The sequence below is a fragment of the Streptomyces sp. NPDC002573 genome, assembly GCF_042889625.1.
Lineage (GTDB): Bacteria > Actinomycetota > Actinomycetes > Streptomycetales > Streptomycetaceae > Streptomyces > Streptomyces gibsoniae.
Window position 1 is genome coordinate 167,573 of the sequence record NZ_JBIARC010000009.1, and the last position, 22,311, is coordinate 189,883.

Below are 22,311 nucleotides of genomic sequence, written 5' to 3' on the forward strand. Positions count from 1 at the left end.
CGGACGATCACGCCAAACCTACTGCCCGCACAGGCGGCGTTCGCACCGTCGCGCAACGTCACCTGCCAGAGGCACTGGTCCAAATGTCGTGTTTAGCGAGCGAGAGTAAAGCGACCGCCGGAATTCCCCTAGGGCTTGGCAAGAAAGCGGTACGTGACCGTCGAACGGGGAATGCTCCTTCGATGCGCCGACGGGGGCGCCCCGCCCAGGGGGCGCCCCAGCCTTCGTACTAGCCGTGCGACCGCAGCAGCGTCCGCATCGTGCGCATCGCCACCGAGAGGTTCGCGAGGTCGAACGAGTCCGAGCCCGAGATCTCGTCGAGGGTCGTCCGGGCCCGGCCCAGGATCGCCCCGTTCTTCTCCCGCCAGGCCTCGAACCGCTGCTCCGGCGTGGAGGTGCCGTTGCCCACGGCCAGGATCTCGGCCGTCAGACCCGCGTGGGCCGCGTACAGATCCTCACGGATCGCCGCCCGGGCCATCGACTGCCACCGGTCGGTGCGCGGCAGTTCGATGATGCGGTCCATCAGCTGCGTGATGCTGAGGCGGTCGGCGAGGTCGTAGTAGACCTCGGCGACGTCCATCGGGTCCTTGTTGGTGCGGTCGGCCACCGAGACGATGTCGAGCGCCGGGAAGGCGGAGGAGAACCCGGCCACGCGCGTGGCGAGTTCGTCCGGGACGCCCGCGCTCGTGAGCTCGTCGTAGATCTTCTGCCACCACTCCAGGTCCGCGCCGCGCAGCAGCTTGGGCAGTTCGCTCCAGACCTGCTCCACGCGGTCGCTGAAGAACGCGATGGTCTCGGTGAGCTGGAGCGGCTGCGGCCGGTTGTTGAGCAGCCAGCGCGTGCCGCGCTCCACCAGTCGGCGGGAGTGCAGCCGGATACGGGTCTGGACGTCGGCGTCGACCTTGTTGTCCAGGTCCTCGACCGCGTCCCACACCGCGCCGGAGTGGAAGATCGCGCGGGACGCGGTCTGCGCCCTGACGATCTCCTCCAGCGACGCGCCCGTCTCCTCGCGCATACGGTGCAGGAAGCTCGTACCGCCCGTGTTGACCGTGTCGTTGACCAGCAGGGTCGTCACGATCTCACGCCGCAGCGCGTGGCTGTCGATCTGCTCGGAGAACCTGTCGCGCAGCGCCGTCGGGAAATAGGCGTGCAGCAGGCGGCGCAGATACGGATCGTCCGGCAGCTCCGTCTCCAGCAGCTCCCGGGAGACCGTGATCTTGGTGTACGCCAGCAGGACGGCCGTCTCCGGGCCGGTCAGGCCCTGGCCGGCGTTCAGCCGCTCACGGATCTGCCGGTCGGTGGGCAGGAACTCCAGCGCCCGGTCGAGGTGGCCCTCGCGCACCAGGTGGCGCAGGAACCGCTGCTGTGCGTGCAGCATGTCCTTCGACTGGAACAGGGCGTTGGCGATCGCCACGTTCTGCGCGTAGTTGTTGCGCAGCACCAGGGCGCCGACCTCGTCGGTCATCTCGGCGAGCACCTGGTTGCGCTGCTTGACCGTCAGGTCGCCGTTGGCGACGACCGCGTTGAGCAGGATCTTGATGTTCACCTCGTGGTCGGAGGTGTCCACGCCCGCGCTGTTGTCGATGGCATCCGTGTTGATCTTGCCGCCGTGCTGGGCGAACTCGATCCGGCCGAGCTGGGTCAGACCCAGGTTGCCGCCCTCGCCCACGACCTTGACCCGCAGGTCCTTGCCGTTGACGCGGATGGCGTCGTTGGCCTTGTCGCCGACGTCCGCGTTCGACTCCGCCGAGGACTTGACGTACGTGCCGATGCCGCCGTTCCACAGCAGGTCCACCGGCGACGCGAGGATCGTCTTCATGAGGTCGGCCGGGGTCATCTTCATGACCGTGCCCTCGATGCCGAGCGCCTCGCGGATGTGCGCGTTGAGCGGGATCGACTTCGCCGACCGCGGGAACACACCGCCGCCCGCCGACAGCAGTTCGGCGTCGTAGTCGGCCCACGACGAGCGCGGCAGCTCGAACAGACGGCGGCGCTCCGCGTACGAGGTCGCCGCGTCCGGGTTCGGGTCGATGAAGATGTGCCGGTGGTCGAAGGCCGCGACCAGGCGGATGTGCTCGGACAGCAGCATGCCGTTGCCGAACACGTCACCGGACATGTCACCGACGCCCACCACGGTGAAGTCCTCGGCCTGGGTGTCGACGCCCAGCTCCCGGAAGTGCCGCTTCACCGACTCCCAGGCGCCGCGGGCGGTGATGCCCATCTTCTTGTGGTCGTAGCCCGCCGAGCCACCGGAGGCGAAGGCGTCGCCGAGCCAGAAGCCGTAGCTCTCGGCGACCTCGTTGGCGATGTCCGAGAACGTCGCCGTGCCCTTGTCCGCGGCGACCACGAGGTAGGTGTCGTCCGAGTCGTGCCGGACCACGTCCGCGGGCGGCACGACCTCGCCGGCCACCAGGTTGTCCGTGATGTCGAGCAGCGCCGAGATGAAGGTGCGGTAGCTGCGGATGCCCTCCGCGAGCCAGGCGTCCCGGTCCGCGGCCGGGTCCGGCAGCTGCTTGGCGACGAAGCCGCCCTTGGCGCCCACCGGCACGATGACGGTGTTCTTCACCATCTGCGCCTTGACCAGGCCGAGGATCTCGGTGCGGAAGTCCTCACGCCGGTCGGACCAGCGCAGACCACCGCGAGCGACCTTGCCGAAGCGCAGGTGCACGCCCTCGACCTTCGGCGAGTAGACCCAGATCTCGTACGCCGGTCGCGGCGCCGGCAGGTCCGGGATGGCCTGTGGGTCGAATTTCATGGAGACGTAGTCGTGCGGCCTGCCGTCACGCCCGTCCTGGAAGAAGTTGGTGCGCAGGGTCGCCTTGATCAGCGTGAGGAAGGAGCGCAGGATGCGGTCCTCGTCCAGGGAGGCGACCTGGTCGAGGGCGGCGTCCAGCTCCTCCAGCAGGGCGTCGGTCAGCTCCAGACCGGCCCGCTGCCGCTCCGGCGACATCCGCGCCTCGAACAGCGAGACCAGCAGCCGGGTGGTGTGGACATTGTTTCGGAGGGTGTCCTCCATGTAGTCCTGGCTGAAGGTGGAACCTGCCTGCCGCAGGTACTTGGCGTACGCGCGCAGCACCATGGCCTGCCGCCAGGTGAGCCCGGCGCTCAGCACCAGGGCGTTGAAGCCGTCGTTCTCGGCCTGCCCGGTCCAGGTCGCGGAGAAGGCGTCCTGGAAGCGCTCACGGGCGTCGTCGCCGAGGTGGTCGCCGTTGTCGACCAGGGACTTCGGCAGACGCAGGCCGAAGTCGTAGATCCACGCGGTCGTACGGTCCGCGCAGCGCAGCTCGTAGGGGCGCTCGTCGATGACCTCGACGCCGAGCCGCTGGAGCACCGGCAGCACGGCGGACAGGGAGACGGCCTCGCCCTTGCGGTAGATCTTGAAGCGGCGCTCGCCGGGGCCGACGCCCACCGGCTCGTACAGGCTGAGCGCGAAGTTGCGGCCGCCCTCCTCGGTGGTGAGCTGCTCCAGGTGGACCAGGTCGGCGACCGCCGCACGGGGGGTGTGGTCGGCCTTGTAGCCCTCGGGGAAGCTGCTCGCGTAGCGGCGCAGAAGCTCGGCGGCGCGCTCCTCACCGCACTCGGCGTTCAGCGCCTCGGCGAAGCCGTCGGCCCAGGAGCGGGCGGCCTCCACGAGGCGCGCCTCGATGCGCTCCCGGTCGGCGTCGGACAGCTGGGGCAGCTCGGTGCCCTGCGGGACGCGCACGACGAAGTGCAGCCGGGAGAGGATCGACTCGGTGTTCCAGGCCGTGAAGTCGACGCTGGTGCCGCCGAGTTCCTCCTTGAGGATGTCGATGATGCGCAGCCGGACGCCCGTGGTGTAGCGGTCGCGCGGCAGGTAGACGAGGGCCGAGTAGTAGCGCCCGTACTCGTCCTGGCGCAGGTAGAGCCGCAGCCGACGGCGTTCCTGGAGGTAGAGGACCGAGGTGACGATGGAGCGCAGCTCGTCCACCGGCGTCTGGAACAGCTCGTCGCGCGGGTAGGTCTCCAGGATCTGGAGCAGGTCGCGGCCGTCGTGGCTGTTGGGCGAGAACCCGGCGCCCTTGAGGACCTGAGCGACCTTGCGCCGGATGACGGGCACACGGCGCACGGACTCGGTGTACGCGGCGGACGAGAACAGACCGAGGAACCGGCGCTCGCCGATGACGTTGCCGTTCTCGTCGAACTTCTTCACCCCGACGTAGTCGAGGTACGACGGCCGGTGCACGGTGGCGCGGCTGTTGGCCTTGGTGAGGACCAGCGTCTTGTGCTCGCGGGCCTTGGCGCGGGCGTCGGCGGGCAGCCGCTCGAACGACGGGCTGACCGGGTGGCTCTCCTCGCCCGAGTGGTGCGGGTCCGATCGCAGTATGCCGAGTCCGGTGCCGGGCACGGCGGCCAGCGAGCCGTCCTCACGCAACTCGTACTCGCGGAAGCCGAGGAAGGTGAAGTGGTCGGCGGCCAGCCAGCGCAGCAGCTCGCCGGCCTCCTCGACCTCGGCCGCGGGCAGGTCACCGGGCACGGACTCCTTCTGAAGCCCCTCGGCGACGCGCAGCGCGCACTCGCGCATCTTCTCCCAGTCCTCGACGGCCTCGCGGACGTCGGACAGGACACGCAGCAGATCGGCGGTGATCTGCTTCAGGTCGGAGCGGTCGGTCTCCCGGTCGATCTCGACATGGATCCAGGACTCGACATGCGCGTCGTGCGGCAGCTCCGCGCCGGGCTGTTCGGGCAGGACCTCCAGCAGCTTGCCGGTCAGATCACGACGGACGACGAACTGAGGGTGGATCACGACGTGGATGCCGCGGCCCTGCCGGGACAGCTCGTTGGTCACGGAGTCGACCAGGAAGGGCATGTCGTCGGTCACGACCTCCACCACGGAGTGGCTGCAGGTCCAGCCGTTCTCCTCGACGGTGGGGGTGTGCACCCGCACGTTCGCCGTGCCCTGGGGACGCGTTTCGGCCAGTCTGTAGTGCGAGAACGCGGCTCCCAGGACGTCGACCGGGTCACGGTCGTCCAGGTCCTCCGGGGCGGTGTGCAGGTAGTAGCGCTGGAGGAACGCGAGCACGGTGTCCCGGTCCGGGGTTCCCGCGCCCGTCGTCCCAGTCGGTAGGTGCCCCCCGACCGGGCTGTTCTCAGCTACCCGGGCGGCCCTCTCGAGCAGCTCGGCCTTGGCTTCGTCCAGCTTGGTCTGCATTGTCCTCTGGCTCCTGTCGCGCGCCGTTGCGTGACGTAGAAGGAAGTACGGTCTCTTCTCCGACATGACGCCGTGACGCGGGGTGTCCGGTCTGGTTCGACGCTATGCCGCTTGGAGAGATGGGCGGGGGGTTATCGGCCATTTCCGGCGCCCTCGGCGACTGTGACGCTGCTCTCGGCGCGTTCCGCGCCCCTCGCGTCCTCGGCGCCCCGGCTGCCGCACCGGGCGCCTGCGGCGCCCTGCTCGACCGGCCCCGCCTGCGAAGACCAGCGACCGCCGCCCGGTCACGGACATCGTCCGTGCTCACCGGGCGCAAGGCAGGGACGACGACGTCCCCGCGAGGTATCGCGCTGATCACGCCACCAGGCTATCGCTCTTCACGGGGGGCACGTCATGAGCCGTATGTGTACAAAAGAGGGGGGCGAAGTTTGACGTTCTGCACAGGGGCGCTGGGAGTGCGGCCGTGCAGGGCCTTCGATACGCGCCATACGCGGCCTTCGGTGCGAGCATGGCGGTACGAACCGTGCGGACCCCCTTGGCAGCGCCCCCGGCTTGAGGCACGTTGCCCGAAGGCACCGGACGGGCCGCCCGCATGAACGAGGGGAGCACAGCGGACATGACGCAGAAGATCCTGATCGTCACCGGGGACGCGGCGGAATCACTGGAGGTCCTCTACCCCTATCAGCGCCTTCGCGAGGAGGGCTACGAGGTCCACATCGCCGCCCCCACCCAGAAGACCCTCCGTTTCGTCGTCCACGACTTCGAACCCGGTTTCGACACGTACACCGAGAAGCCCGGCTACACCTGGCCCGCCGACCTCGCCTTCTCCGATGTCGACCCCGGTGCCTACATCGCCCTGGTCATCCCCGGCGGGCGCGCCCCCGAGTACCTCCGCAACGACCCCGAACTCCGCAAGATCGTCAAGTCGTTCTTCGACACCGACAAGCCGGTCGCCCAGATCTGCCACGGGCCGCTGCTCACCGCCGCCGTCGACGCCCTGCGCGGCCGGCGCGTCACGTCCTATCCGGCGCTGGAGATGGACATGCAGGCGGCCGGTGCCAGCTTCCAGGACACCGAGGCGGTCGTCGACGGCACCCTCGTGTCGTCCCGCGCCTGGCCGGACCACTCCGGCTGGATGCGTGAGTTCCTGACCGTGCTGCGGGCGAAGGCTCCGGTGAGCTGAGCCGGGCGGGCGGTGCGACGCCCCGGCGGGCGCCGCGTCCCCCTCACGCCGCCAGGCGCTCGGCCTCCGCGACCGCTTCCTCCAGCGTGTCGACCACGGGCACGCCGACCTCCTCCAGGCTGGCGCGGCCGTGTGAGCCCCCCGTGTACAGCACGGCCCGCGCCCCGACGTGCCGGGCGGCGACGGCGTCGTCGGCCGCGTCACCGATCACCACCGTGCGCGCGGGGTCGACACCGCCGAGGGCCCGTATATGGCGGACCATGTGCTCGGACTTGCTGCCCCCGGAGGGTCCGACCCGCCCCTCCACCCGGATGAAGTGCGTCTCGATCCCGAACCCCCGCACGAGCGGCACGAGTTCCTCGTGCACGTACATGCTCAGGATGGACTGGCTGCGGCCGGCCGAGCGCCATCCCGCGAGCAGTTCCGTCGCACCCGCGGTGAGCCCGCACCGGACCCGGTGCTCCGCGTAGTAGCGGTGGAAGATCGCGTCCATGACCTCCCACTCGGTGTCGGTGGGCAGCCGTCCCATCAGCCGCTCGTAGAACTTCGGCACCGGCACGCAGTACAGCGCCCGGTACCGCTCCAGCGTGATGGGCTCCAGGCCCAGCTCCGCGAAGGCCGCGTTCGTCGCCCCGATGATCGCGTCATTGTCGTGGAACAGCGTCCCGTTCCAGTCCCAGACGATGTGCGCGTTTCCTAGCGTCCCCATGCCGGAAAACGTACCCGGTGCCACTGACAATCACCGCCGTCCTGCTCGCGAGGCCCGAGAGGCCGGGTCAGCGGCCGAGCCCCAGGAGATTCGGGATCTCCTGCGTCGCGTACCAGAGCAGTTCGTGGTCCTCGGCGCCGTCCACGACGAACTGCGCGTCGTCGTCCCCGTTCTCCGCCGCCGGGAGCGCCCGGGCCGCCTCGGTCACGTCCGCCTCCGCGTCGGCCGCGTCGACGTGCACCGCGGCGGCCTTGGCCAGCGGCACGGGTCCCGCGACCCGCACCTCGCCGAGCGCAGCCGGGTCCAGCCCACGGTCCGGGTCGGCCGGCGCCGTGCCGTCCGGCACGTCGACCGCCACGACGACCCGGCGCCGCGGTGCCGCCGGGTCCGCCGCCAGCAGCCGCAGGGAGGCCAGCGCGGACCGGCTCAGCGCCGCGTACTCCAGCTCCTCGATGTCGTCGGAGAGGTACCACTCGCGCAGGGCGGGCGTGACGGCGTAGGCGACGACCGGTCCCTCGCCCAGCTCGCCCGTCTTGTACGCCTCGGCGAGACCGGAGAGGGTCAGAGGGACGTAGACGCGCATGACGAGCCGCTTTCGTAGTCGGTCAGGGCCACCGGACGGGCCCTGGTGGGGCCCAGCGGAGATCGTTCCGCGCCTCCGGCGAGTCACCCCAGGATACGTGCGGGCGTCCCCCTTCGGGTCCCGCGTGCGCCGCTCCCCGCCGTCAGCCGGGACACCCGGACATCACCCCGCCCGTACCGGCCGCGCCAAGGGCTCCCGCCCGCCTCCTCACCCTGATGAGTGATTCTCCCGGCCGCCCCCGCGCCGCCGCGGTCTCCTCGCGAGCCCCGGCCGCCTCGGACAGGATCCCCAACGAGAAGTTACCGACCGGTATCCGCCGGTCCCGCGAAACGGGGATCCCGCATGAACAAGGTGATGACCAGGAACAGCACGACACGCCCCGCGCCGTCCCAGCCGGGCGGGCGCCCGCCGGTGCGCCACGACACCCGCCGCCCCGGCGGCACCCCGCGCCGTACGGCCCACGGCCCGGGCAGGACCGGCACCACCGCGCCACCCGCCGCTATGGGCCGGGCGGCGACCGTCCCCCAGCCCCGCCCGACGGACCTCTTCGCCGACCGCCTGCTGTCGGTGCTGAGCGGTCAGCGCCCGGTGCACAGCATGCTCGGCCACACCGTCGGCCGGGCCTACGACGAGCTGGCCCGGCTCGCCGCACGCGGCCCGCTGCGCACCCGGGGCACCCGTCCCGTGGTCCGCGACATCGGCTACTTCGTGCCGCGCCCGGGGGCCATCGAGGCCTTCGCCCGGATCGGTGCGGGCGACCAGCTGCGCGCCATGGCCTTCCGCCTGGAGTGCGGCCCCGACCACCGCTGGCGCTGCACGGCGGTGGAACTGGGCGGGCCCCGTCCGCCCCGGGCGGACGACGACTGACGGCGACGACCGAGGGGCCGGGCACCCCGTCAAGGTGCCCGGCCCCTCACTCAGCCGTGCTGCCACCGCTCCGTCGCCGGGGCGGCGTCACTTCTTGCGGCGGCGTCCGCCCTTGGCCTGCTTGCGGCGCTCCGCCCGGGTGAGGCCGTCCGCCTCCGAGCGCACCGCCTCACCGTCGTCGCCGGCGAAGTCGCCCTCAACGATGCCGCCCTCACCGTCCACGGTCGGCGCGGAGAAGTGCAGCCGCTCGCGGCGCTGCGGGGCCTCCAGGCCCTTGGCGCGGATCTCCGGGCGGGCCGCCTGGGCCGCCACCGCCTCCTCCTTCTCCAGGGAAGGCTTGGCGTCCTCGACCGGGACCTCCTCGACCTGCTGCTCGACCTGGACCTCCAGGTTGAACAGATAGCCGACGGACTCCTCCTTGATGCCCTCCATCATCGCGGTGAACATGTCGAAGCCCTCGCGCTGGTACTCGACCAGCGGGTCCTTCTGGGCCATCGCGCGCAGGCCGATGCCCTCCTGGAGGTAGTCCATCTCGTAGAGGTGCTCGCGCCACTTGCGGTCCAGAACCGACAGCACGACCCGGCGCTCCAGCTCACGCATGATCTCGGAGCCGAGCTGCGCCTCACGCTGCTCGTACTGCTCGAGGATGTCCTCCCTGATGGACTCGGCGATGAACTCGGGGGTCAGCCCGGCACGGTCGCCCGCGGCCTCCTCCAGCTCCTCAATGGTGATCTTCACCGGGTAGAGCTGCTTGAAGGCGCCCCACAGCCGGTCCAGGTCCCACTCCTCGGCGAAGCCCTCGGAGGTCTCGGCGCCGATGTAGGCGTCGATCGTGTCGTCCATGAAGTGCTGGATCTGCTCGTGCAGGTCCTCGCCCTCCAGGACGCGGCGCCGCTCGCCGTAGATGACCTCACGCTGCCGGTTGAGGACCTCGTCGTACTTGAGGACGTTCTTCCGGGTCTCGAAGTTCTGCGTCTCGACCTGCGACTGGGCGGACGCGATCGCGCGCGTGACCATCTTGTTCTCGATCGGCACGTCGTCCGGGACGTTCGCCATCGCCATCACGCGCTCGACCATCTGGGCCTTGAACAGGCGCATCAGGTCGTCGCCCAGCGAGAGGTAGAACCGGGACTCGCCCGGGTCGCCCTGACGACCGCTACGACCGCGCAGCTGGTTGTCGATGCGGCGGGACTCGTGGCGCTCGGTGCCCAGCACATACAGGCCGCCGAGGTCCTCGACCTCGTCCTTCTCGGCCTTGACCGCGTGCTCGGCGCGCTCCAGGGCGGCGGGCAGGGCCTGCGCCCACTCCTCGATGTGCTCCTCGGGGTCGAGGCCGCGCTGACGCAGCTCGGCCTCGGCGAGGTCCTCGGGGTTGCCGCCGAGCTTGATGTCCGTACCACGGCCGGCCATGTTGGTGGCCACGGTCACGGCGCCCTTGCGGCCGGCCTGGGCGACGATCACCGCCTCGCGCTCGTGGTGCTTGGCGTTCAGCACCTCGTGCTGGATGCCGCGCTTGCTGAGCTGCTGCGAGAGGTACTCGGACTTCTCGACCGAGGTGGTGCCGACCAGGATCGGCTGGCCCTTCTCGTGCTTCTCGGCGATGTCGTCGACGACCGCCTCGAACTTCGCGACCTCGGTGCGGTAGATCAGGTCCGACTGGTCCTTGCGGACCATCGGCTTGTTGGTCGGGATCGGGACCACGCCGAGCTTGTAGATCTGGTGGAACTCGGCGGCCTCGGTCATCGCGGTACCGGTCATGCCGGAGAGCTTGTTGTAGAGGCGGAAGAAGTTCTGCAGGGTGATCGTCGCGAGCGTCTGGTTCTCGTCCTTGATGTCCACCCCTTCCTTCGCCTCGATCGCCTGGTGCATGCCCTCGTTGTAACGGCGACCGGCGAGGATACGGCCGGTGTGCTCGTCGACGATCATGACCTCGCCGTCGATGACGACGTAGTCCTTGTCCTTCTTGAAGAGCTCCTTGGCCTTGATGGCGTTGTTCAGGTAGCCCACCAGCGGGGTGTTCACCGACTCGTAGAGGTTGTCGATGCCCAGCCAGTCCTCGACCTTGGTGACGCCGGACTCGTGGATGGCGACGGTGCGCTTCTTCTCGTCGACGTCGTAGTCGCCGGTCTCCTCGACGCCCTTCAGCGGGTTGCCCGCCTCGCCGCGCTTCAGGCGCGTGACCAGCTTGGCGAAGTCGCCGTACCACTTGGTGGCCTGGTCGGCCGGGCCGGAGATGATCAGCGGCGTACGGGCCTCGTCGATGAGGATGGAGTCGACCTCGTCGACGACGGCGAAGTTGTGGCCCCGCTGGACCAGCTCCTCCTGCGACCACGCCATGTTGTCGCGGAGGTAGTCGAAGCCGAACTCGTTGTTCGTGCCGTAGGTGATGTCGCACGCGTACTGCTCGCGGCGCTGGGCCGGAGTCATGTTCGCCAGGATGCAGCCGACGGTCAGACCCAGGAACCGGTGGACGCGGCCCATCATCTCGGAGTCGCGCTCGGCCAGGTAGTCGTTGACCGTGACGATGTGGACGCCGTCTCCGGAGATGGCGTTCAGATAGGCGGGCAGCGTGCCGACCAGGGTCTTGCCCTCACCGGTCTTCATCTCGGCGACATAGCCGAGGTGGAGCGCGGCGCCGCCCATCATCTGCACGTCGTAGTGCCGCTGGCCGAGGACGCGCTTGGCGGCCTCACGCACGGTGGCGAACGCCTCGGGCAGCAGGTCGTCGAGGCTCTCGCCGTCGGCGTACCGCTGCTTGTAGTCATCGGTGAGGGCCCGCAGCTCGGCGTCGGAGAGGTCGACGAAGTCCTCTTCGATGGAGTTGACCTGGTCCGCGATGCGGTGCAGCTTGCGCAGGATCTTGCCTTCGCCTGCACGCATGATCTTCGAGAGGACGGACACGGGGGTTTGTCTCCTTGCCGGTCGGGCCTGGGACGGTCGGTTATGGACGGTCGGTTCTGTATGACAGCTTGAGCAACGGCCATCGTAAGCGAGGACCCCGCCACGCCGGGAGGTCTGTCTTCGACAGCCACTAGGACAACGGACGGGGATGACGGAAGGTGCCGCGTCCGTGCCACGAAAAGTAACCGTCCCCTGACCCGATGGGGCGGGAGGAGACCCGACGGCGTGGCGGACACGCCCCGTCCGGCGGGGCGGCGCGAAATGTCGTGGCGGCAGGGCGGGGGCCCGAGCAGAATCGGGCGATGGACCCCGTCACTCTGACCACTGAACGTCTCCTGCTGCGCACCGTGGACCCGCAGGACGCCGACGCGGTGTTCGCGGCCGCCCAGGACCCCGACATCCAGCGCTGGACCACGATCCCGTCGCCGTATCTGCGTGAGCACGCGGAGGGGTTCGTCGGCCAGATAGCTCCCGACGGCTGGGCCGACGCCTCGATGTTCACCTTCGGTGTCTTCCTGCCCTCCGGGGACCTGGTCAGCATGCTCGGTCTGACGATGCGCTCCCTGGGCGTCGCCGAGGTGGGCTTCTGGACGGCGAAGGAGCACCGGGGCAACGGCTACATCACGGAGGCGACGCTCGCCGCGGCGCGCTGGGCCTTCACCCAGGTGTCGATCGACCGCCTGGAGTGGCGCGCCGAGGTGGGCAACGCGGGCTCGCGCGCCGTCGCGGAACGTGCGGGCTTCACCGTCGAGGGCACCCTGCGCTCCGCGATCAACAACAAGGGGATCCGGCGGGACTGCTGGGTGGGCTCGCTGCTGCCGTCCGACCTGGGCCTGCCGTCGTCGGCGCCCTATCTGCCGGCACCGTCCCGGCGGGCGTAGGCAGGGGCCGGGACCCCGGCCCACCCGGCGTTGTCAGTGGGGGGCTCTACGGTGTGAGCATGCCGAGTCTGCCGCGACCCACCGCCGAACTGACCGCCGACGAAGCCCGCCGCATCGCCCTGCGGGCGCAGGGCTTCCTCGGGGCCCCCGACCGCAGGGCAGGCGTGCGCGGGGTCCTGCGGCACCTCGGAGCGGTCCAGCTCGACACCATCTCGGTCCTCGCCCGCTCCCACGAGCTCATCGCGTACGCCCGTCTCGGCGCGATAGGGCGCGGGTCGGTCGACGCGGCGTACTGGAGGCCGTCGGCGGCCGGCAGCTCCGCGCCCCACCCCCACGCCTTCGAGTACTGGTCGCACGCCGCCTGCATCCTCCCCGTCGAGGAGTGGCCCCACTTCGCCTTCCGCCGCCGCGCCTACCGCTCCCGCCCGCACTGGAACCACGCGCTGCCGGACGGTGCGTACGACCAAGTGATCAAGCAGCTGCGCGCCGAGGGCCCGCTCACCGCCACGGACCTGGGCGGTGCGAAGAGGACCGGCGAGTGGTGGGACTGGTCCGGCACGAAGGTCGCGGTGGAGCGCGCGCTGATGTACGGCGAGGTGGTGTGCGTCGAGCGCCGCGGCTGGAAGCGGGTCTACGACCTCGCCGAGCGCGCCGTCCCCGAGGCCCTGCTCCACGACGAGCTGGACGACACCGAGTGCCTGCGCCGGCTGGTGGGTCTCGCCGGCCGGTCCCTCGGCGTCGGCACGCGCGCGGACATCGCGGACTACCACCGGCTCAAGGGCGAGCAGGTCGACGCGGTGATCGCGGACTCGGGCCTGGTCCCGGTGACGGTCGAGGGCTGGGGCAAACCGGCGTGGGCGGACCCGGCGGCGCTCGCGACCCCGCCGCACGGCCGCCACCGTACGACGCTGCTGTCGCCCTTCGACTCCCTGATCTGGGAGCGGGCGCGCACGGAGCGGATCTTCGGCTTCACACACCGCCTGGAGGCCTACGTCCCCAAGCCGAAGCGCGTCCACGGCTACTTCGCGATGCCGGTGCTCGCCGGCGGCCGGCTGGTCGGCCGGGTGGACCCGGCGCGCGAGGGCAGCACCCTGGTCGCCAAGCAGGTCACGCTGGAGGATGCCCGGGCGGTCCCGGCGGCGGCCCAGGCCCTGCTGGAGGCGGCGTCCTGGGTGGACTGCACGAACGTACGCGTGGAGCGGGTGGACGCCCCGGCCCTGCGGGAGCCGCTGATCCGCGAGCTGGCCCGCGCCCTGGACTGATCCACGCCGCGGTGTCCCCGGCGGCCCGCTGCCGGGGGGTGTCGCGCCCGCCGGTCAGCGGATCTCGAGGATCTTCTCCCGCATCGCGTAGACCACGGCCTCCATCCTGGAGTGCAGCTGCAGCTTCTCCAGGATGTTGCGCACGTGGTTCTTCACGGTGTTCTCGGAGATGAACAGTTCCTTGGCGATGTCCCGGTTGTTCATCCCGGTGGCGACGAGCTTGAGGACCTCCAGCTCACGGTCGGTGAGCCGGGGCGCCGGGACGAGCCGGCGCTCGTCGGTCCGCTGGATCATGGACTTGAACTCGGTGAGGAGTTTCGACGCCATGGAGGGGCTGATCTGCGACTGCCCGTCGGCGACCGCGCGGATGGCCGTGGCCACCTCGTCCGTGGAGATCTCCTTGAGGAGGTACCCGGTCGCGCCCGCCTTGATCGCGTCGTAGAGATCGGCCTCCTCGTCGCTGATCGTCAGCATGATGATCTTGGCGCTGGGTGCCACCTCCTTGATGGAGGTGCAGGCCTCGATCCCGCCCCGCTTGGGCATCCGGACGTCCATGAGCACGATGTCGGGCAGCAGGTCGGCCGCCTTGTCGACCGCCTCCGCGCCGTCTCCCGCCTCACCGACGACCTGGATGTCCTCCTCGGCGGCCAGCACGATCTCCAGGCCGCGGCGGAAGAGCGCGTGGTCGTCCACCACGAGGACGCGGATGGGCTCGCCACCGGCAGAGCCCTCCTCCGGGCCCATGCCGACGACGCCGTCGTCGGCATCCTCCTCATGCATCGGTCCGAAGCTGTCCGCCATCGTTCCTCCCCCTGAAGGCTGTGGCCTGTGGTCCTGTGCCATCGCCAACCCAAGGCAACGACCCACCGGTTGAGCCGTTACGGGCCATGATTCCATGTCCGGGCGGTCGCCAGGTGACAGAGCACGGCGAGAAATGGCCGCACACGGGAGCCCCTGGGGGCGCACAGGCTCTCCCAGGGGCACACCGGTACTGCCGTCACCCGGCGGAAATCAGCCGCCGACCACTCCGCCTGCCGCAGCCGCCTGTGTCTGAGCCACCATCTGGTCGGTGCTCAGGTGAATGACGCCGTAGTCATAGGCATGCCGGCGGTAGACGACGCTGGGTTGCTTGGTCTCGGAGTCGACGAACAGATAGAAGTCGTGCCCGACCAGCTCCATCTCGTAGAGGGCTTGGTCGAGTGACATCGGGGACGCGACATGTGTCTTCTCGCGGACGATGAGGGGGCCTTCGCCCTTCACCTCGAGCGACCCGATCTTCTTGGTCGGCACGCCGTCCGCGTCCTCCTCCGACACGATGGTGCCGTTGCCGTTGAGGGTCGCGGCGCCCGGGACGTGGTCGGGCACCTCGGCCGCCGTGAGCCTGCGGACTCCGCGGCGGGTGTGGCGCTTGTCGTGCTCTTTGCGCAGCCGCGCCTCGAGCTTCTCCGACGCCAGGTCGAGTGCCGCGTACGGATCGCTGGCCGCCGCCTCCGCCCTGATCACCGGACCGCGGGAACGGAGGGTGATCTCCACTCGGTCGGAACGGTCGGCCTGTCGGGGGTTGGGCTCCTTGGACACCTCGACGTCCAGGCTGATCACCTTGGCATCCAGCTTCTGGATCTTGTCCAGCTTCAGCTTCTCGGCCACGTGCTTCCGGAACCGCTCGGGCACCTCGGTCTTGCGGCCCTTGACGACGATGTCCACGCAGAACTCCGTTCCCGGATCGCTCCGCATTCCCGGCGGAGCATCTCCCTTGTGCACCAGGCTCCGGTCAGCTCCGGAGCCGCGGACTCGGTGACTTCCACCTCCTCCTCCCCCGTGGGCGAGATCTCCATCCCACGGCTGCGGGTGATTGCAGAAAGCCCGCAGCACACATTCGGATAAGCGAGGGATGGCCTGCGCCTTTCTCTCACAACCGAACATATCTCGCTCGGACGGATGTCGTCACCCTCTACTGCCGCGTACCTCCATTCCGGTGAATTGACCTTCTCATTACCTGTAACGAGGCAAGTCCTCGGTCAGTTCCGGTTGAATTCGAAAGAATCCGGCGGCGCTGCGATCACGGCCGCGTGGATCTCCTCCGTGGCGCCGTGAGCGGCGGGCTTTCCCGCTGACCACCGCACCCGGGCGGGCACTTCCGTCGCCTCCCGTGCTCTTCGTTCCCCCCTTGCTTCCCCTGTCACGCGCGCATACACCTCCGGGTCCCTCATTCGAGGGTGCCCGACCGCCGCCCGTACCGCGCGCGCCGCCTCCGCCAGCGACGCTCCCGTGGTCATCAGATCGTCGACGAGGACCACCGGCCCGTCGGCCAGCAGCCGGGCGCCGCCTTCGGCCACTTCCAGCGCGCCGGCGAGATTGGCCAGCCGCTGCCTGGAACCGAGTCCCGACTGGTCGGCCACCGCCCTGCGCTGGCGCAGCACGGCCGCCACCCGGGCCGCCGTCCCCGCCCGGCGCAGTTCCCCCGCGGCAGCCAGCGCGATCCGCCGCATGGGGTCGTGCCCCCGCGCCCGCACCGCCCGGCGCGCCGAGGGCACGGGCACCAGCAGCACGGACGGCCACGCACCACCGGCCCGGTCCCCGGTCTCGCCCAGCCCCGCCCCTACGCACCCGGCGAGCGCCCGGCCGAGGGGCCTCGCCAGCATCAGGACGCCCCGCTCCTTGTGCGCCAGCAGCATGGCGCGCACCGCGCCCTCATAGGCAGCCGCCGCGTGCACCACGGGCAGCCCCGCCGGCTCCGGCACCGGTCGCACCCGCCGTGGTGCGCTCCCGTGCAGGGCCGCTCGGCACTCCGGGCAGAGCACCGTGCGCGGCCTTCCGCAGCCTCCGCACTCGGCGGGCAGCACCAGGTCGGTGAGGTCCTGCCACCACCCCCGCATGGCCACCACTGTGCCAAGCCGGACAGCGGCCTGCCAGCCCTGTGGAAAACGCCCTGTGGACAACCGGGGCCCGGACCGGCCGGGCCCCGCCGTAGCGCCGGCGATGCGCGGCGATGCAGCGGTTCAGCCCGGATAGACCGGCGCCGTCCCCTTGACGACCTTCTGCCACTGCGCCCCGGCCGAGAGCCGCACGATGCCGTCCTCCGAGTAGGCCACCAGTGGCAGCCGCTCGTCCTCGGACGCCGCGATCTGCTTCACCCCGGTCAGCGAGGGCGGCGCGTTGCCCGCCGGCACGGAGCCGTCGACCTGCACGTAGCGCATCTGCTGCACCCCTCCGGACTCCCGTCCGACCACCACGAGCCGGCTGTCCCCGGCCCAGGACATGGCCGTGACCTCCTCCAACTGCGGGGTGACGGACCGCAGTCCGAGGATCGACACGACATTGTGGCCGTCGGCCCCGTTCTGCCGCTCGACCCGCCCGATCTGCAGGGACGTCTTGCCGGCCTTCTGCACGATGAGCGCGATCCGCACACCGTCGGCCGCGACCCGCACCGCCTCGATGCGTCCGTCGAGTTCCGGTGTGCTGACCTCGATCGGCTGGCCCGCGCCCTTCACCAGCACCACGAGCCGAGGGTGCTTCGGATCGCGGTCGGCCACCCACAGGTCGCCGCCGCCGTCCCAGCTCGGCGTCGTCAGCCGGTCGTCCTCCGACAGACCCTGGCTGGCCAGCACCGGATTCCCGAGCGGGGTGCTCGGCTCCAGCGCCCCGACGTACAGATACCGCCCGTCGGCCGAGACCCCGGCCGCCCGGTCCTCGTCACGCGACACGGCGGCCGCGCGCAGCTTCCTCTCCCCCTCGCCGAGCGCTCCCGGCACCGGGTCGAACTGGTTGGAACTGCCACTGCTCGGCAGCCGGACCAGCCGCTGCTTGCCGTCGATGAAGTACTCGTACTCGGGCTGCTTGGCCGTGCCGTGCGAGGCGATGGTCTCCGCCCGGCTCTCGTTCAGCTCGCACAGCTTTCTGCCGTCGGAGCGCTCCAGCTCGACCTGGCTCACCCCCGTCGGCGTCAGATCCTGCAGCGTGAACAGCAACTGCGCCGCCATCCGCGAGCACTGTGTCCGCCCGACCCGGTCCGCGTTGGCGTTCAGCGGCACCGTCAGCTTGTTCTGGTCGTCGGGCGACAGCGAGGTGACGTCCTTCCTGAGCGCCGTCCCCGGGGGGAAGCTCGACGTCGCGACCGGGTCCAGCCAGCGCGTGGGCCCCTTCAGCAGCGCACGGACCGTCGAGGTGACGGCGTCCACCTTGCTGCGCACGTACACCGGGTCGGCGACGGTGCTCAGCTGCCCGCCCTCCGCGGCGGGCACGTTCGCGGCGTAGTAGTACTTGTTGACCGACACATAGTTGCGCTGGAAGTCGGACCTGCCCATCACCACGCCCTGCGGCAGCGCGTCGATGCGCCACTGGTTGGTCTTCTTCTGCAGCGTGAGGTGCACCGTCCGGCTGTAGGTCCCCGAGTCCGGCGCGTACGCGTGCTGAGCGTCCACGACGGCGAACTCGCTGCCCGTCAGCGTGTACGAGTAGTCGTCGTCCCCCTCGCGGTTCCTGCTGTGCTCGGACACGGGGTTCGGCCCGTCGGACAGCACGGTGGTGGACTGGTCGGGGTGCCAGGTGCGCGAGGCACCCGCGGTCAGATACTTGCGGGCCGTCTCGTACTGCGGGTCGTCACTGGTCAGCGCCTCCAGGAAGCCCTGCACGATCTCCCCGGGCCCGGCGTTCTCCCGCGGCGGCATCGCGAACACCCGGACCTGGGCGTCCTGCCGGGGCGTCGACTCCACCCCGCGCAGGTCCCCGCTGTCCGGCATCGAGGCACACCCGGCCAGCAGTACGGCACCACAGCCGACGAACACGCCGGTGCGCGGCGCACGCCACCGCCTGCCCCCCTCAGCGCCCACGAACTGCCTCCCCTTGCTCACTCACTCGTGCGGTCCGTCGCCCCGCGACGGGTCCTGTGTGCTGTCCTCCCGGTGCCGCACGGCCCCGGTGGGCCGCGGCACCACCCGCGCGCCGTTGCCCGGCAGCGCGGTCGGGTCGGCCGTGGGCGTCACGGCGGCCATTCTCGGCGCGATCGAGGCCCGCTCGCCCGTGGACTGTGCGGGCACCGTGGCGAGCTTGCCCGAGCCGCCCTGTGACTGCCCGGCCTCGTTCAGCCCGCGGTTTCTCCGCGAGTCCATGGGCTCCAGGGGTATCGGGGAGCCCCGCAGCGGCTCGTCCGCGGTCCGCGGCAGGGTCAGCCGGAACTGCGAACCTCCGCCCGGCTCGCCCCACGCCTGCAGCCAGCCACCGTGGAGCCGGGCGTCCTCCAGGGCGATCGACAGCCCCAGGCCCGTACCACCGGTGGTACGCGCGCGTGCCGGGTCGGCCCGCCAGAACCGGCTGAACACCCGGGTCGCCTCGCCCGGCTTGAGGCCCACGCCGTAGTCCCGTACCGCGATCGCGACCGCGCCGCCCGCCGCGGCGAGCTTGACGACGACGTCCTTGCCCTCGCCGTGCTCGACCGCGTTGACGACCAGATTGCGCAGCACCCGCTCCACCCGCCGGGCGTCGGCCTCGGCGACGACGGGCTGCTGGTCGCCGACGATCCGTATCTGCGTGCCCTTGCGCTCGGCAAGCGGCTCCGCCCCGCTCACCACCCGCCGCACGACCTCGCGCAGGTCGATCGGCTCGGCCTCCAGGGCCGCCGCGCCCGCGTCGAAACGGCTGATCTCCAGCAGGTCCGCGAGCAGTGACTCGAAACGGTCCAGCTGGTCCGCGAGCAGTTCCGCCGACCGCGAGGTCACCGGGTCGAAGTCGACGCGCGCCTCGTGGATGACGTCGGCCGCCATCCGCACGGTCGTCAGCGGTGTGCGCAGCTCGTGCGACACGTCCGACACGAACCGGCGCTGCATCCTCGACAGGTCCTCCAGCTGCTGGATCTTCAACTGGAGGTTCTGCGCCATCTTGTTGAAGGCCTCGCCCAGACGCGCGATGTCGTCCTCGCCGGTGACCTTCATACGTTCCTGCAGCCGCCCGGCGGACAGCCGCTCGGCGATGCCCGCCGCCATCCGCACGGGGGTGACGACCTGGCGCACCACGAGCCAGGCGATGGCCCCGAGGAGCACCACGACGAACAGGCCGGCCGTCGCCAGGGTCCCCTTGACCAGGCTGAGCGACTTCTCCTCCTGGGTGAGCGGGAAGAGGTAGTACAGCTGGTACGGGTGTCCGTTGGGGTCGTTGATCTGCTTGCCGATGATGAGCGCGGGCTGCGGATCGCGGTCGCTGTCGGTGTAGACGATGCGGGTGTAGCTCTGGGCCACGCCCATGCCGGAACCGACGCGCCGGCGCAGGTCCTCCGGCACGCTCTGGCTGGGGTCCACGTCACCCGACGCGCGCGGACCGAGACCCCGGTTGTCGCCGCTGTCCACGGCGGTAGTGCTCAGGGTGACCACGTCGAAGGCGCCCTGGCCACCGCTGGAGAGCGATTCGACGAGGTCGCTCATCCATCCGCTGACGTTCTGCACCGGGTAGGTGCCCGTGCCCGAGTTGTCGTCGCCGCCGCTGGCGCTGACCGCGCTGTCGGCCTTCTGCCCGGCGACCGTGAAGCCGCCGACGGCCTGGCTCTGGGACGCCTTCACCTTGGCGTCGAGAAGACCGTTGCGCACCTGTCCGATGACGACGAAGCCGAGCAGCAGCACGACCCCCAGGGACATCAGCAGCGTCGTGACGACGATCTTGAGCTGGATGTTGCGCCGCCACAGCCGCATCACGGGCAGCAGCGGACGGCGCACCCAGCGCATGACGAGCCGGAGGACCGGGCTGCCCTGGACTCCGCCCTGCAGCAGCCCGCCCTCCATCAACCGTTCCCATCCGGAGCCCGCCGTGCGCCGTCCGGCAGGCCGCTCCGGGCGGCCGGGGGCCGAAGCGGCACTGTCACGCGACACGTTCAGCTCGGTCCCGCCTTGTAACCGACGCCACGGACCGTCACCACGATCTCCGGCCGCTCCGGGTCCTTCTCGACCTTGGAGCGCAGCCGCTGGACGTGCACGTTGACGAGACGGGTGTCCGCCGCGTGGCGGTAGCCCCAGACCTGCTCGAGCAGGACCTCGCGCGTGAACACCTGCCACGGCTTGCGCGCCAGCGCCACCAGCAGGTCGAACTCCAGCGGCGTCAGGGCGATGGACTGCCCGTCCCGCTTCACCGAGTGACCGGCCACGTCGATGACCAGGTCACCGATCGCGAGCTGCTCGGGCGCCGGCTCCTCGGACCTCCGCAGCCGCGCCCGGATCCGGGCCACCAGCTCCTTCGGCTTGAACGGCTTCACGATGTAGTCGTCCGCACCCGACTCAAGGCCGACCACCACATCCACGGTGTCGCTCTTGGCCGTGAGCATCACGATCGGCACACCGGACTCCGCCCTGATCAGGCGGCACACCTCGATGCCGTCCCGTCCGGGCAGCATCAGGTCGAGCAGCACCAGATCAGGCTTGGCCTCACGGAAAGCGGCCAGCGCCTTGTCGCCGTCAGCTACGAAAGACGGCTCAAAACCTTCACCACGCAGCACGATGCCGAGCATCTCGGCCAGTGCGGTGTCGTCGTCGACGACAAGGACTCGTCCCTTCATGGACCACATCATCCCATTAACTAAATTGTTACCTGGCGTGAGCTGTCACACAGCGCAGCGAGTGCATCGGCCGTCACAGGGGAGACGACGCCCTTCTCGGTGACGATCGCCGTCACCAGCTCGGGCGGCGTCACATCGAACGCCCGGTTGTACGCCTGGGTTCCCAGGGGTGCCACCGGTATCCCGCCTCCCGCTTCCGCTCCCGCCACCGGCACCCGAGGTGCGGTGACCTCCGTCACCTCGTGCCCGGGCCGCTGCTCCACCTCGATGGACGCCCCGTCCGACGTGCCCGGATCGACAGTCGTCACCGGCGCCACCACGATGAACGGCACATGGTGATACCTGGCGAGAACGGCGAGCGGATAGCTCCCCACCTTGTTCGCGACCGAACCATCGGCGGCGATCCGGTCCGCCCCGATCAGCACGGCGTCCACCTCGCCCGCCGCGAACAGAGAACCTGCCGCGTTGTCCGTGAGCAAGGTGTACGCCATCCCGTTACGGGCCGCCTCGTACGCCGTCAAACGAGCACCTTGCAGCAACGGACGCGTCTCGTCCACCCACAGCCTGCGCAACCGCCCCGCCCGGTGCGCCGCGAGCGCCACCGCGAACGCCGTTCCCTCGCCGCCGGACACCAGCGCGCCCGTGTTGCAGTGGGTGAGCACCCGGTGCCCGCCGCCGGGCAGCAACTCGTCCAGCAGGGCCAGGCCGTGCCGCGCCATCCGCGCGCTGGCCTCGGCGTCCTCCTGGTGCAGGGCGCGCGCCGCGGCCAGCGCCGCCTCCGCGGCCTGCCGCAGGTCCCCGTCGCCGGCGAACGCGGCCCGGTACGCGGCCTGGGCCCTGCGCACACCGACGGCGAGGTTCACCGCGGTCGGCCGGGCCCCCGCCAGCGCGGCGGCGGCCTCGTCCACGTCGAAGCCGCGCGCGGCGGCCAGCGCCACACCGTAGGCCCCGGCGATCCCGAGCAGCGGCGCCCCGCGCACGGCGAGCGTACGGATCGCGTCCACCAGCGCCGACGGGTCCGTGCAGACGAGCTCGACCTCCTCGGCCGGCAGTCTCCTCTGGTCGAGAAGGACCAGCACAGGCCCTTCGGGCGGCTCCTCCCAGCGGATCACGGGTATGTCCGTCGACTGGTTGTCCTCGCCTGGTCGCGCGTACTGATCAGCCATGCGGTCAGTCTGCCCCGTATCCCGCCGACAATTGAAGGTGTACAGCCCACACCAC

Annotated in this window: 15 protein-coding genes; 4 read left to right on the plus strand and 11 right to left on the minus strand. The window is 70.5% G+C overall.

The window, feature by feature from the left end:
• Window positions 1-229: 229 nt before the first annotated feature.
• On the minus strand, window positions 230-5,170 hold the full coding sequence (locus tag ACFYX0_RS12140; RefSeq protein WP_388969492.1) for an NAD-glutamate dehydrogenase: 4,941 nt from the start codon (window positions 5,168-5,170) through the stop codon (window positions 230-232).
• A 616-nt stretch (window positions 5,171-5,786) separates the two neighbouring features.
• Between ACFYX0_RS12140 and ACFYX0_RS12145 the strand changes: the two genes are divergently transcribed.
• Window positions 5,787-6,353 carry a DJ-1/PfpI family protein gene (locus ACFYX0_RS12145; RefSeq protein ID WP_388969494.1) on the plus strand — a complete coding sequence of 189 codons (567 nt, stop codon included), beginning with the start codon at window positions 5,787-5,789 and terminating at the stop codon, window positions 6,351-6,353.
• A gap of 43 nt (window positions 6,354-6,396) precedes the next feature.
• Here the strand turns inward: ACFYX0_RS12145 and ACFYX0_RS12150 are convergent, their stop codons facing one another.
• Window positions 6,397-7,062: an HAD family hydrolase gene (locus ACFYX0_RS12150; RefSeq protein WP_388969496.1), complete on the minus strand. Its 666-nt coding sequence runs from the start codon at window positions 7,060-7,062 to the stop codon at window positions 6,397-6,399.
• A gap of 67 nt (window positions 7,063-7,129) precedes the next feature.
• Window positions 7,130-7,645, minus strand: coding sequence for a DUF6912 family protein (locus tag ACFYX0_RS12155; RefSeq protein ID WP_388969498.1), 516 nt, complete (start codon window positions 7,643-7,645; stop codon window positions 7,130-7,132).
• Window positions 7,646-7,987: 342 nt separating this feature from the next.
• On the opposite strand from ACFYX0_RS12155, the gene ACFYX0_RS12160 reads away from it, so the two are divergent.
• Window positions 7,988-8,512: an Rv3235 family protein gene (locus tag ACFYX0_RS12160; RefSeq protein ID WP_388969500.1), complete on the plus strand. Its 525-nt coding sequence runs from the start codon at window positions 7,988-7,990 to the stop codon at window positions 8,510-8,512.
• A gap of 87 nt (window positions 8,513-8,599) precedes the next feature.
• Here ACFYX0_RS12160 and secA read toward each other — a convergent pair whose 3' ends face one another.
• The gene (gene secA / locus ACFYX0_RS12165) at window positions 8,600-11,413 is read right to left on the minus strand and encodes a preprotein translocase subunit SecA (RefSeq protein ID WP_388969502.1); all 2,814 of its coding nucleotides are present in this window, start codon (window positions 11,411-11,413) and stop codon (window positions 8,600-8,602) included.
• 302 nt (window positions 11,414-11,715) lie between these two features.
• Between secA and ACFYX0_RS12170 the strand changes: the two genes are divergently transcribed.
• Together ACFYX0_RS12170 and ACFYX0_RS12175 are read left to right on the plus strand one after the other, a co-directional pair.
• Complete coding sequence (locus ACFYX0_RS12170) at window positions 11,716-12,294, plus strand: GNAT family N-acetyltransferase (protein ID WP_388969505.1); 579 nt, start codon at window positions 11,716-11,718, stop codon at window positions 12,292-12,294.
• Window positions 12,295-12,353: 59 nt separating this feature from the next.
• Entirely contained in the window at window positions 12,354-13,556 is a 1,203-nt protein-coding gene (locus ACFYX0_RS12175) for a winged helix-turn-helix domain-containing protein (protein ID WP_388969507.1), read from the plus strand.
• Between the two features lie 54 nt (window positions 13,557-13,610).
• Here ACFYX0_RS12175 and ACFYX0_RS12180 read toward each other — a convergent pair whose 3' ends face one another.
• The 7 genes from ACFYX0_RS12180 to mtnA all read right to left on the minus strand — a co-directional run bounded on the left by ACFYX0_RS12180 (window position 13,611) and on the right by mtnA (window position 22,256).
• Window positions 13,611-14,357, minus strand: a complete 747-nt coding sequence (locus tag ACFYX0_RS12180; RefSeq protein WP_355904567.1) for a response regulator transcription factor — start codon at window positions 14,355-14,357, stop codon at window positions 13,611-13,613.
• 210 nt (window positions 14,358-14,567) lie between these two features.
• On the minus strand, window positions 14,568-15,260 hold the full coding sequence (hpf, locus tag ACFYX0_RS12185; RefSeq protein ID WP_388969509.1) for a ribosome hibernation-promoting factor, HPF/YfiA family: 693 nt from the start codon (window positions 15,258-15,260) through the stop codon (window positions 14,568-14,570).
• 314 nt (window positions 15,261-15,574) lie between these two features.
• The gene (locus ACFYX0_RS12190; RefSeq protein ID WP_388969511.1) at window positions 15,575-16,432 is read right to left on the minus strand and encodes a ComF family protein; all 858 of its coding nucleotides are present in this window, start codon (window positions 16,430-16,432) and stop codon (window positions 15,575-15,577) included.
• Window positions 16,433-16,555: 123 nt separating this feature from the next.
• A complete protein-coding gene (locus tag ACFYX0_RS12195) occupies window positions 16,556-18,385 on the minus strand; it encodes an LpqB family beta-propeller domain-containing protein (RefSeq protein WP_388969513.1) in 1,830 nt (609 codons plus the stop codon).
• A gap of 21 nt (window positions 18,386-18,406) precedes the next feature.
• A complete protein-coding gene (gene mtrB, locus ACFYX0_RS12200) occupies window positions 18,407-20,410 on the minus strand; it encodes an MtrAB system histidine kinase MtrB (protein WP_388969515.1) in 2,004 nt (667 codons plus the stop codon).
• A 2-nt stretch (window positions 20,411-20,412) separates the two neighbouring features.
• Window positions 20,413-21,102, minus strand: a complete 690-nt coding sequence (gene mtrA, locus ACFYX0_RS12205; RefSeq protein WP_311692199.1) for a two-component system response regulator MtrA — start codon at window positions 21,100-21,102, stop codon at window positions 20,413-20,415.
• A gap of 8 nt (window positions 21,103-21,110) precedes the next feature.
• The gene (mtnA, locus tag ACFYX0_RS12210; protein WP_388969517.1) at window positions 21,111-22,256 is read right to left on the minus strand and encodes an S-methyl-5-thioribose-1-phosphate isomerase; all 1,146 of its coding nucleotides are present in this window, start codon (window positions 22,254-22,256) and stop codon (window positions 21,111-21,113) included.
• Window positions 22,257-22,311 lie beyond the last annotated feature (55 nt).

Coding starts and splice junctions, on each gene's coding strand:
- ACFYX0_RS12190 (WP_388969511.1), bottom strand. CDS start 16,432: ATGCGGGGGTGGTGGCAGGACCTCACCGACCTGGTGCTGCCCGCCGAG.
- ACFYX0_RS12170 (WP_388969505.1), top strand. CDS start 11,716: ATGGACCCCGTCACTCTGACCACTGAACGTCTCCTGCTGCGCACCGTG.
- ACFYX0_RS12155 (WP_388969498.1), bottom strand. CDS start 7,645: ATGCGCGTCTACGTCCCTCTGACCCTCTCCGGTCTCGCCGAGGCGTAC.
- ACFYX0_RS12145 (WP_388969494.1), top strand. CDS start 5,787: ATGACGCAGAAGATCCTGATCGTCACCGGGGACGCGGCGGAATCACTG.
- ACFYX0_RS12140 (WP_388969492.1), bottom strand. CDS start 5,170: ATGCAGACCAAGCTGGACGAAGCCAAGGCCGAGCTGCTCGAGAGGGCC.
- ACFYX0_RS12175 (WP_388969507.1), top strand. CDS start 12,354: ATGCCGAGTCTGCCGCGACCCACCGCCGAACTGACCGCCGACGAAGCC.
- ACFYX0_RS12180 (WP_355904567.1), bottom strand. CDS start 14,357: ATGGCGGACAGCTTCGGACCGATGCATGAGGAGGATGCCGACGACGGC.
- mtrA (WP_311692199.1), bottom strand. CDS start 21,102: ATGATGTGGTCCATGAAGGGACGAGTCCTTGTCGTCGACGACGACACC.
- mtnA (WP_388969517.1), bottom strand. CDS start 22,256: ATGGCTGATCAGTACGCGCGACCAGGCGAGGACAACCAGTCGACGGAC.
- ACFYX0_RS12160 (WP_388969500.1), top strand. CDS start 7,988: ATGAACAAGGTGATGACCAGGAACAGCACGACACGCCCCGCGCCGTCC.
- ACFYX0_RS12150 (WP_388969496.1), bottom strand. CDS start 7,062: ATGGGGACGCTAGGAAACGCGCACATCGTCTGGGACTGGAACGGGACG.